General features: G+C 73.8%; 11 protein-coding genes and 3 tRNA genes. 10 read left to right on the plus strand and 4 right to left on the minus strand.

Features of this window, described 5'->3' with window-relative positions:
* Positions 1 to 337 precede the first annotated feature (337 nt).
* The 4 genes from ABD323_RS36695 (at position 338) to ABD323_RS36710 (ending at position 1,082) form a co-directional block, all read left to right on the plus strand.
* Positions 338 to 679: a metallopeptidase family protein gene (locus ABD323_RS36695; RefSeq protein WP_344446438.1), complete on the plus strand. Its 342-nt coding sequence runs from the start codon at positions 338 to 340 to the stop codon at positions 677 to 679.
* Between the two features lie 109 nt (positions 680 to 788).
* Positions 789 to 861: transfer RNA gene (locus ABD323_RS36700), tRNA-Glu, on the plus strand.
* Positions 862 to 904: 43 nt separating this feature from the next.
* Positions 905 to 978 (plus strand) — tRNA-Asp (locus tag ABD323_RS36705).
* A gap of 27 nt (positions 979 to 1,005) precedes the next feature.
* A tRNA-Phe gene (locus tag ABD323_RS36710) sits at positions 1,006 to 1,082 on the plus strand.
* 107 nt (positions 1,083 to 1,189) lie between these two features.
* Here ABD323_RS36710 and ABD323_RS36715 read toward each other — a convergent pair.
* The 3 genes from ABD323_RS36715 to ABD323_RS36725 form a co-directional block, all read right to left on the minus strand.
* On the minus strand, positions 1,190 to 1,570 hold the full coding sequence (locus tag ABD323_RS36715; protein WP_344446430.1) for a hypothetical protein: 381 nt from the start codon (positions 1,568 to 1,570) through the stop codon (positions 1,190 to 1,192).
* A gap of 190 nt (positions 1,571 to 1,760) precedes the next feature.
* Complete coding sequence (locus tag ABD323_RS36720; protein ID WP_344446439.1) at positions 1,761 to 3,092, minus strand: ATP-binding protein; 1,332 nt, start codon at positions 3,090 to 3,092, stop codon at positions 1,761 to 1,763.
* Between the two features lie 138 nt (positions 3,093 to 3,230).
* The gene (locus ABD323_RS36725) at positions 3,231 to 3,434 is read right to left on the minus strand and encodes a cold-shock protein (RefSeq protein WP_030918248.1); all 204 of its coding nucleotides are present in this window, start codon (positions 3,432 to 3,434) and stop codon (positions 3,231 to 3,233) included.
* Positions 3,435 to 3,718: 284 nt separating this feature from the next.
* On the opposite strand from ABD323_RS36725, the gene ABD323_RS36730 reads away from it, so the two are divergent.
* Entirely contained in the window at positions 3,719 to 3,946 is a 228-nt protein-coding gene (locus tag ABD323_RS36730; protein ID WP_344446431.1) for a hypothetical protein, read from the plus strand.
* A 252-nt stretch (positions 3,947 to 4,198) separates the two neighbouring features.
* Here the strand turns inward: ABD323_RS36730 and ABD323_RS36735 are convergent, their stop codons facing one another.
* Positions 4,199 to 4,885, minus strand: a complete 687-nt coding sequence (locus ABD323_RS36735; RefSeq protein WP_344446432.1) for a TetR/AcrR family transcriptional regulator — start codon at positions 4,883 to 4,885, stop codon at positions 4,199 to 4,201.
* 87 nt (positions 4,886 to 4,972) lie between these two features.
* Between ABD323_RS36735 and ABD323_RS36740 the strand changes: the two genes are divergently transcribed.
* The 5 genes from ABD323_RS36740 to ABD323_RS36760 all read left to right on the plus strand — a co-directional run.
* Positions 4,973 to 7,255 carry an MMPL family transporter gene (locus ABD323_RS36740; RefSeq protein ID WP_344446433.1) on the plus strand — a complete coding sequence of 761 codons (2,283 nt, stop codon included), beginning with the start codon at positions 4,973 to 4,975 and terminating at the stop codon, positions 7,253 to 7,255.
* Entirely contained in the window at positions 7,252 to 7,941 is a 690-nt protein-coding gene (locus ABD323_RS36745) for an LmeA family phospholipid-binding protein (protein ID WP_344446434.1), read from the plus strand. The genes ABD323_RS36740 and ABD323_RS36745 overlap by 4 nt, the downstream gene beginning before the upstream one ends.
* A 291-nt stretch (positions 7,942 to 8,232) precedes the next feature.
* Positions 8,233 to 8,667 (plus strand): helix-turn-helix domain-containing protein, encoded by a 435-nt coding sequence (locus ABD323_RS36750; RefSeq protein WP_344446435.1) that lies wholly within the window; start codon positions 8,233 to 8,235, stop codon positions 8,665 to 8,667.
* Positions 8,664 to 9,326 (plus strand): hypothetical protein, encoded by a 663-nt coding sequence (locus ABD323_RS36755; protein WP_344446436.1) that lies wholly within the window; start codon positions 8,664 to 8,666, stop codon positions 9,324 to 9,326. Before ABD323_RS36750 ends, ABD323_RS36755 begins: the two co-directional genes overlap by 4 nt.
* The coding region (locus tag ABD323_RS36760) for an MAB_1171c family putative transporter (protein ID WP_344446437.1) at positions 9,319 to 10,312 on the plus strand (994 nt) is incomplete at its 3' end. The genes ABD323_RS36755 and ABD323_RS36760, both read left to right, overlap by 8 nt.

Below are 10,312 nucleotides of genomic sequence, written 5' to 3' on the forward strand. Positions count from 1 at the left end.
CCACCACCGACCCGCCGCCCGGCTGACCGCCGCCGGACCCGGCGCCGCCCGCCAGCGCCCGGGCCACCGCGCCCCGCGCCCCGGTACCGAGCGCCGCCGCCCCGACCGGCCGCACCGCACGCCCACCCGACCGCCCGCTCGAACCCGTCGGAACCATTGCCGCCGCCTCTCCTGCGCACCCCGCCCGACCGCTCGACCCGCGGCCCTTTCGGTGCCCAACGCCCCGGCGCGCCACCGGGTCACGGCCGCGCGGCGACGAGATCCCCGGCGCGCGCGACTCCCCCTCCCCCATCACCTGGCACACCCTCACCCCACGCCCGACAATGGGGCCGTGGACATGAGCCGGGACGACTTCGAGATGCTGGTCAGCGACGCCCTCGACCAGATCCCCCCGCAACTGGCGGCGATGATGGACAACGTGGCCGTCTTCGTCGAGGACGAACCCGACCCCGCCACCCCCGACCTGTTCGGCCTCTACGAGGGCACCCCGCTCACCGAGCGCGGCGAGTGGTACGCCGGCGTCCTGCCCGACCGGATCATCGTCTACCGCGGCCCCACCGCCCGGGCCTGCGCCACCCGCGAGCAGCTGGTCGACGAGGTCCGCACCACCGTGATCCACGAGGTGGCCCACCACTTCGGCTTCGACGACCACGAGCTCGACGAACTCGGCTGGTCCTGAGCCCGGGGCCGCTCGAATCCGCCGGTCGAATCCGTTTTGGCGTTCCAGCCCGCATCCCATATGCTTCTGAACGTCCCCGACCGCTGGAGAACAGCCGGGCGGGCCGCAAGCCCTCATCGTCTAGTGGCCCAGGACGTCGCCCTTTCAAGGCGGTAGCACGGGTTCGAATCCCGTTGGGGGCACAGCAGTACACGTAGTAAAGTCAGGGTCGCAAGGCTCTGTTGAGGTCCTGTGGAGCAGTTGGTTAGCTCGCCACCCTGTCAAGGTGGAGGTCGCGGGTTCAAGTCCCGTCAGGATCGCTCGTCCCGCGAGGGACGGTGCAGTACGGCCAGGTAGCTCAGTTGGTACGAGCGTCCGCCTGAAAAGCGGAAGGTCGCCGGTTCGACCCCGGCCCTGGCCACCACCTCTGAACAGCACGAAGCCCCCGACGGATGACCCGTCAGGGGCTTTTCTGTTGCCCGGCACGCCATCTCGTGCACCCGCGCCCGGGCCCGCGCCGGCAGCCGCCGGTCAGCCCGCCGGACGCTCGGCGATGTGGCGCTCGCAGATCGCGCGGTGCTCCGGGAACCCGAAGGCGATCTCGACGAGCTTGGCGATCATCTCCGCCCGGGTGGGCAGCGGGTAGGCCTCGTGGTGGAGGGCGATCTGCAGCCGGACCGTGTCGCTCGCCTCCCGCACCCAGGTGTCCAGCGTCCGCTTCATCGAGCTTCCGTTGTCCGTCCCGGACCACACCGCCACGTTGAGGAAGACCACCGCCTGACCCGCCGTCGCCCGCCCCGCGGCCACCGCCTGGAAGACGATCTCCGCGATGTCGTCCGCGCCGTAGGCCTCGATCAGGTCGTCGACCGCGTCGAAGAGCTCATCGGGGAAGTCCGCGTCGTGCTCTGACACCTGCACAGCACAGAGCCGCTCCAGCGCCCCCTGCCACGATGCCGCAGTCATCACTCCCCCTGCCCTCCGATCCGCACGAACGGACTCTAACCGTGGTCCGCGAACCGTTCGCCGATATCCCCATGATCCCCACCTTGCGCGTTCGCCTGAGCCGTGCGGCGCGCGGTCCGACCGGAGCGACCGGGCCGGTTCACAGCCGGCTGTAGGCCTCGATGTCCTCGGTGAACTCCGCCAGCGCGTGGGCGGTCAGCGTCGGCCGGGTGTCGGCGATGGCGCTCAGGTAGTCCTCGGTGGTGGCCGCGGTGCCCAGGCGGTGCTCGATCTCGCGCTCGAACGCCGCCTGGGCGCCCTTGCGGGCCGCGAACTCGATGTCGGCCGGAGTGAACATCTCGCTGGCCCGCACCAACTGGTCACGGTCGACGCCACCGGCGGCCGACCCGAGGTAGCGGGTCCAGATCGCCGCCCGGGCCGCCGCCTCGGGCGGCCCGATCGGGATCACGTAGTCGAAGCGGCCCGGACGCAGGAAGGCCGGGTCCAGCGAGCGCACCGAGTTGGTGGCGCAGACCAGCAGGCGCTCGTCGTGCTCCCGGAAGCCGGGGATCAGCTTGAGCAGTTCGTTGGTGACGCCGTGGCTTGGATCGGCGGCCAGGCCCGAGCGGGTGCCCGCGATCTCCTCGACCTCGTCGATGAAGAGCAGGACGGCGTCCAGCTCGGAGAGGTCCGCGAAGACCTCCCGCAGGGCGACGGCGAGCCCTCCCCCGGCGGCCGTCGCCAGCCGGGAGGGGAAGAGCTCCACGAACGGCCACCCCAGCCGGGAGGCCACCGCCTTGGCGAAGCTGGTCTTCCCGGTGCCGGGCGGCCCGAACAGGATGACGGCCTTCGGCGGGGCGACGTTGTAGCGGTCGGCCAGCGCCGGCTCGGTCAGCGGCAGCAGGATCCGGCGCTCGACCACCCGCTTCTCGGCCTCCATGCCGGCCACCGACTCCCAGAGTCCACCGGGCAGCAGCCGGCCGCCGACGGCCGCGAGCACCTCGGAGTCGGCCGCACCGGGCGGCTCCAGCCGCTCGTGGTAGGTCAGCCCCTGCCGGCCGAGGAAGCCGGAGTTCTGCAGTGCCGTCGTCCCGGTCGCGCCGTCGGGTAGCAGCGCGCTGATCCGGCGCACACCCTGCGCGCGCAGCCGCCGCTCGAGGTCGGCCAGCAGGGCGCTGCCGATCCCGCGGTTGCGCCACCGGGTGGCCAGCGCCACCAGCAGGATCCAGGCGCGCTCGGCGTGCACCTGGGCGACCGCCATGCCCACCAGCTCCTCGCCGACCAGGGCGACCACCGCCGCCTGGTCGGTCTGCGCCACCGCCATCACCTCGGAGACCGGGAAGACGGGCGTCGAGCCGTCGACCTGGCGGCTCTGGTCCCAGATCTGGATCGCCTGGTCCAGGTCGTCATCGTGATAGTCGCGCAAACGCCATACGGGCATCGCCACCACCCCGGCCGGCCGGAAACGTCTCTCCGCCCCAGCCTCGCCCAGTCGCCGGGATGCGGCCACCGAAAAACCGTCGACGGGGGCGGAAGGCACTGCCCCGGAAAACGCCGAAGACCGGTACCACGCTGATGCGCGGTACCGGTCTTCGGTTGCTACCCGATGAAATGCGGGTAACGGGAGGTACTAGAGCGGGCGAATGTTCTCGGCCTGCGGGCCCTTCTGGCCCTGCGTGACGTCGAACTCGACCTTCTGGCCCTCAAGCAGCTCACGGAAGCCGTTGGCGTTGATGTTCGAGTAGTGGGCGAACACGTCAGGACCGCCGCCCTCCTGCTCGATGAAGCCGAAGCCCTTTTCCGCGTTGAACCACTTGACAGTGCCATTAGCCATAAAAACTTCTCCTTCAAGGGCTGTACGAAACTCACGTCTTCGCAAGTCTCGTGTCGCCGCGATGATGACCCACCCCGGTACGTAACGAGCCGGGAAACAAAAAGGCGCCTGCGATCACTCCAGCAGGCGCACACAAAGTTCATGGGAACCACAACTGCAACTACCACGACTGTAGCAGGGCTCGAGCCAGAACGGGGGCCCACGAGCAAGATCGAGAAAAATCCGGAAAATTTTGCCCCCCTGGAGCGACCCCAGCACCGCGCGCCGGGCGCATACTGAGACCAATGACGAATTCAGCTGCACCACGGCGTCCCCTGCCCACCAGCCCCTTCCGCACCGCCACTCCTCCGCCGCCCAAGCACTTCGGCCTCGGCGACCGGGTGACCCACGACCAGTACGGCCTGGGTCGGGTCATCAGCATCGAGGGCGACGGACGGGTCGCGGTGCTGGTCGACTTCGGCTCCCGACAGGAGCGGATCTCGACACCTTTCGCCAAGCTCTTCCTGCTCTGAGCGCTGCTCCGAGCACCGCCGGGCTCCCGCGAGGAGCCCTCTGCTTCCCCTGCTCCGACCACCCCGTGGGGTGACGCCGGCGCGACGTCCTCGACGTCGACGCGCGAGCGGCGGCCGAACACCGGGCCCGTCGCTCCTCCGGCGCGCGCACGGGGTCTTCCGCGTCCCGCCCGGCCGGACACCCGCGCCCGCGCCCTGTTCACAGGGCCCCGGCGCCTCGATCCCCGGCGCCTCGACGCCCCGCGCCCGCGCTCAGACCCCCCGCCCGCCCTCGCGTTCCGCCAGCTCCAGCAGCGCGGTGACGGTCAGCGCCATCACCTCACCCGCCGCGGCCGGCTCCAGCCCGTTGGTGCGCCCGTGGTACCAGGACCCCCAGCCCGCGGCGGCGTCCAGCGCCCGCAGCACCTCCCGCTGCCGGGCGGCCGGCAGCGGTGCCAGCTCCGGCGCGAAGAGCTCCGCCAGCCGCGCCCGCGCCAACCGGTAGACACCGTCGCGCGCCTCGCGCAGCCGCGGTGAACGGCGCTCCAGCTGCATCACCGTCACCCGTGCGGGGGTCACCGCCTCCAGGATCCGGGTGCGCTCGTCCACCAGCGCACGGACCCGCCCGGCCCGGTCCGCCGTCAGCGGCAACGGCTCCAGCAGCGCGGCGAGCTGGTCCAGCCGACGGGTGATGGCCACCTCGAGCAGCTGGTCCAGGTCGGTGAAGTGGTGGAAGACCAGCCGGCGGCTGACCCCGGCACGGCGCGCGATGGCATCGGCGGCCAACTGGTCGCCGCCCTCGTCGAGCAGCGCCAGCAGCGCGTCCGCGATCCGCTCGCGGGTCTGCCGGCCGCGCTCGGTCCGGCCGTCGACCGGGCCCGTACCGGCACCCGCACCCGTGCCTGAGTCCGCGCCCGAATCCGCGCCTGTTCCCTCGCCCGCCTGGGCCGCCTGGTCCACGTTGACATTATTGCACTCACAGTGCCACCATCTCGCTGCACTCGGAGTGCAATGAATGCGCACGGGGCGGGACCGAAGGAGCCTCAGATGGTGGAATCCCTGGGACGCCGGTGCGCCCGGCACCCCTGGCGGGTGGTGGCGGCCTGGTTGCTGCTGGTCGGCTGCCTGCTCGGCGCGGTGGCCGGCCTCGGCAAGGTCACCAGCGAGAGCGTCACCATCCCGGGCAGCGACAGCCAGGCGGCCGTGGACACCGCGGCGGCGGCCTTCCCCGGCACCGCCACCACCGTCCCGCTGGTGCTGCACGCCGGCTCCGGCACCCTGGACGGCGACGCGGACCGCGCCGCCGTCGAGCGCTCCGCGCAGGCCGTCGCCCGGGTGCCGCACGTCACCGCGGTCACCACCCCGTTCCAGTCGGGCCAGTCGGGCGCGCTCAGCGCCGACCACCGCACCGCCTACCTCTCCATCGGGCTGGACGTCAGCGGACGCGCGATCACCCCCGACCTCACCGGGCGGATCACCGCCGCCGCCGCGCCCGCCACCGCCGCCGGTCTGCAGGTGACGCCCGGCGGGGACCTGGGCGCCGCGGTCAGCAAGGCCGACACCCAGCTCAGCGAGCGGATCGGCATCGCGGCCGCCGCCGTGATCCTGCTGATCGCCCTGGGCGGGGTGGTCGCGGCGGGCCTGCCACTGCTGCTGGGCCTGACCGGACTCGCGGTCAGCCTGGCCGCCGTCGGCCTGATCGGGCACCTGATGGACATGCCCTCGGCCGGCGCGACCATCGCCGCGATGATCGGCCTGGGCGTGGGCATCGACTACACGCTCTTCTGCCTCACCCGCTACCGGGCCCTGCGCGCCGCCGGATCGAACCCGGTGGACGCGGCCGCCGCGACCGCGGCCACCGCCGGCAAGGCGGTCTGCTTCGCGGGCTGCGCGGTGATCACCGCCCTGGCCGGCCTCGCGCTGGGCGGACTCTCGCTGCTGCACGCGCTGGCGCTGGCCCCGGCGGTGGCGGTCCTGGTCGCGATGGCCGCCGCGGTGACCCTGCTGCCGGCCCTGCTGGTGCTCCTCGGCCCCCGGTTGGAGAGCCTGCGCCTGGAGCGCCTGCGCCCGCGGTCGCGCCGGCGACCCCCCGCCCCCGCCGCCACCGACGCCGGAACCGCCACCCCCGCCCCGCGCGGCTGGGCCCGGACCGCCGGCCACATCGCCGACCACCCCTGGCGCTACCTGGTCGCCGGCACCACACTGCTCGCCGTCCTCGCCGCCCCGGCCGCCGCGCTCACCTTCGGCGGGCTCGACAACGGCTCCAAGCCGCGCGGCAGCGCCGCCCGCACGGCGTACGACCAGCTCACCACCGCCTTCGGCCCCGGCACCGGCTCGCCGCTGCTGATCGTCGACACGCTGCCCGACGGCGCCCCGGCCACCGGCGCCGACGACCCGCGGCTGACCGCGCTCGGCGCGGCGCTGCAGCACACCGCCGGCGTCGCCTCGGTCGGCCCGGCCCAGCTCGCGCCCGACGGGCGGCACGCCCGCTGGCAGCTGCTCGCCGGCACCGCGCCCAGCGACCCGGCCACCACCGCACTGGTCACCGAGCTGCGGGCGCACACCCTGCCGGCGGCGAGCGCCGGGACCGGCCAGCGCCTGCACGTCGGCGGGGCGGCCGCGGCGCAGGCCGACCTCAACGCCCGGCTGGCGGCCCGGCTGCCGTGGATCATCGCCACCGTGGTGACGATCGCCACGCTGCTCCTGCTGCTCGCCTTCCGGGCCCCGGTGGTGGCGGTCAAGGCCGCGGTGATGAACCTGCTCTCGGTCGGCGCCGCGTACGGGGTGCTGACCGCGGTCTTCCACTGGGGCTGGGGCGCGCGGCTGATCGGCCTGGACGGGCCGGTCCCGATCGAGGGGTACGTGCCGCTGCTGATGTTCGCGGTGCTCTTCGGCCTGTCGATGGACTACGAGGTCTTCCTGCTGACGGCGGTCCGCGAGGCGTTCACCCGCGACGGCGACAACCGGGCCTCGGTGGTGACCGGGCTCGCCGAGACCGGCCGGGTCATCACCTCGGCCTCGCTGATCATGGTGAGCGTCTTCACCGGGTACGTCCTGGTGGCCGACCCGGTGGTGAAGATGTTCGGGCTCGGCCTGGCCACCGCGATCGGGGTGGACGCGACGGTGGTCCGCGGGGTGCTGGTCCCCGCGACGATGGTGCTGCTCGGGCGGGCCAACTGGTGGCTGCCCGGCTGGCTGGACCGGCTGCTGCCGCACGTGGCCATCGAGGGGCCGGCCGACCCCGCTCCCCACGCCGAGCCGACCCCGGCCCCCGTCCCGGCCCCGGCCCCGGCCGCCACCGCCGTCCGCACCCCGGAGCCGCGCGCATGACGCCGACCGCCGCCACCCGCCGACTGCGCTTCGCCGCCCTGGCCGCCCTGCTCTGCGGCGCGCTGGTGGTCGGCGCCGACCGGCTGGCCGCCGGCCTCGCCGAGCACGCCATCGCCGACCGGATCGCCGGCGCCCGGCCCGGGCTCGCCGCCCGGCCCGACGTGACGGTCGAGGGCTTCCCGTTCCTCCCTCAGGCCGCCACCGGCACCTTCGACCAGGTCCGGGTCGAGGCGCGGCGGGCCGGCGGCGCGGCGGGCCCCGCCGTGAGCGCGGACGTCCGGCTCCGGCAGGTGCGCCGGCACGGCGGCGGCTACACGGCCGCCCAGCCCGACGCCCGGTTCCGGGTCACCCTGGCCGACCTGGCCGAGCAGCTCGCCCCCGGGTCCGAGCTGACCGAGCTGGGCCCCGACCGGCTGCGGCTGAGCCGGGACCTGCTGGGCCGGCCGCTGACCGTGGACCTCACGCTCACCCTCCAGGGGCGGACCGTGGTCGCGCACCCCACCACGGCCGCCTACGACGGCCGTCCGGTCGATCCGCGCCAGCGGCCCCAGCTCTCGCAGTTCCTCGGCCGCGACCTGACCAGGACCCTGCCCGACCTGCCGATCGGCCTCACCGCCACCGCCCTGCGGACCGACGCCGGCGCTCTCACCCTGGACGCCCGCACCGACCACCCCACCCTCGGCTGAGGTCTCCGGGCCGCGCCCACGACCGGGACCCGTCACCGGCGCGAAGGACGCGAAGTGACCGGGCCGGGGCCGCTGCCCACCCCCGTGGAGCAGCGGCCGCCGAAGCCCGGTCTACGGCAGCCGATCCTGTACCTACGGTGATGACCTGTCAACTATCGTGGATCGACAAGGGGGCCAACCTCCGCTACCCTCACGGATTTCGCCCGTTTTCGGCTCTCCTCCCCACGATCGTGCAGATTTCGGCGGGCGGGGGATTCTGATGGGACATCAGAACGTTCTATGATCCGCCCTATGGTCACGGACTCCGCGCACCCGGACGCTCAGGACTCCCCCGACTTCGCAGCCCGCTTCCGGCGCCTGATCAAGGTGATCTACCCCAAGGACCTCGGCCGGCCCTGGCGTGACTCGGAGATCGCCGAGGGGACCGGCCTGAGCGGCACGTACATCGGCAACCTGCGCAAGGGGACCCAGAAGCCGAGCCTGGAGAACGCGGTGAAGATCGCCAGGTTCTTCGGCGTCCCGCTGGACTACTTCAGCGACTCCGCCACCGCCCAGGCCGTCGAGCAGGACCTGCGCCGGATCGAGGCCATGCGCGACGCCCGGGTGGAGCGCATCGCCATGCGGGCGGCCGGGCTGCCCCCGGAGATGCAGGACGCCGCGCTCACCGTGGTCGAGCAACTGCGCCGCGCGGTGGGGTTGCCCGACGACGGCCACCCGGCGGCGTGAACCACGGCCCCACCGACGCCGAGGACCCCACCGACGCCGACGGCCTCTCCAGCGCCGACCACCCCACCGCCGGGGCCCCCACCGCCCGTCGCCCGGCCCCCCACCGGGCGGTGCCGCTGGGACACTGGCGACTGTCCGAGGGAGAGCAGCACGTGCAAGGTGTCAGACGCACCCGCCGCCGGATGCGGGCCCTGGCCAGGCAGTTGGAGCTGACGCCGATGAGCACGGTGGAGGACCTCTGCGCGGCGGTCGCCGAACTGACCGGGCGCCCGGTGCGGCTGGAGCCGCGGCGGATGCGGGTGGGCGAGCCCTCCGGCTTCGTCGAGCGCCGGGCGGAGGCCGACCTGATCCACGTCGAACAGGAGACCTCGGGCCTGCACCGGGCCCACATCGTCTGCCACGAACTGGCCCACCTGCTCTGCGGACACCTGGCCGAACCCCCGCACCCGGACGAGGAGCAGGCCCTGGTGGAGCTGTCGACCATCGACCCCGAGGTGCTGCGGCTGGTCCTGGGCCGCTCGCACTACGACGACGCCGCCGAGGAGGAGGCCGAGGTGCTGGGCGCCGAACTGATGCGCATCCTGGTGCTCGCCCCGGGCGCAGGCACCACCTCCCAGCTCGCCCCGGCGCTGGAGCACCGACGGGGTCAGCATGTCTGAACTGCCCTTCGACGCCGTCTACCTGGGCATCGGTCTGGTCTCCTGGCTGGTGGCCGGGCTGAAGTTCCGGGCCTGGCGCCGGGAGCCCTCGCGCGGCCTGCTGGTCGTCGCGCTGTCGATCGCCTCGCCGGCGACCGCCTTCCTGGTCGCCGCCCCGCTGCTGTACCGGCTGATCGACCGACTCACCGGCCTCGGCAACCTGGCCACCCTGCTGGTCTACTCGGGCATCACCGGGTTCTCGGCCGCCGTCGTGGTGCTGGCCCTGATCTGGACCCCGCCGGCCGAGCGGTTCGACCCCGCGGCGCCGGCCGGCACCCCCGCCAGGCCCTGGGACGCGGCCACCCCGGAGACCTGGCGCCGGGTGCGCCGGCGGCTGGCGCTCTTCGCGGTGCTGCTCGCGGCGATGACGGCGCTCTTCCTGGCCGGCGGCGCGCGCCGCCCCGAGACCCCGCTGACCTTCGACACCACCTTCGCGCCGGACGGCGCCATCGCGCTCTTCCTCACCCTCTACCAGGGGCTCTTCGCCTTCGCGCTGATCGACATCGGCCGGGTCTGCCTGCGGCACGGCGCCCAGTTGCCGTCCGGCTGGCTGCGGCGCGGGGTGCGGCTGATCGCCGCCGGCTCGCTGACCGCCTGCGGCTACGTGCTCTGCAAGCTGGTCGCGATCGGCGCGGCCTGGTCGGGGACGACCGGGCTGGACTGGCTCAGCACCGCGCTCGGTCCGCTCTTCGCCGCGCTCGGCGCGGTGCTGATCACGCTCGGCTTCGGCTGCCCGGCCGGCGCGACCTGGGCCCGCCGGCGCCAGGAGTACCGGGCGCTGCGACCGCTCTGGGACCTGGTCTTCCGGGCCGACCAGCGGCTCGCCCTGGAGCGGCCGCGGCCGGCCTGGACCGAGCGCCTGGCGCTGCGGGACCTGGAGTGGCGCGCGGCCCGGCGCGGGCTGGAGATCCGCGACGGGCAGCTGGCGCTGCGCCCGTGGGTGGACC

Origin of the sequence: Kitasatospora nipponensis (assembly GCF_039528135.1) — a bacterium.
Lineage (GTDB): Bacteria > Actinomycetota > Actinomycetes > Streptomycetales > Streptomycetaceae > Kitasatospora > Kitasatospora nipponensis.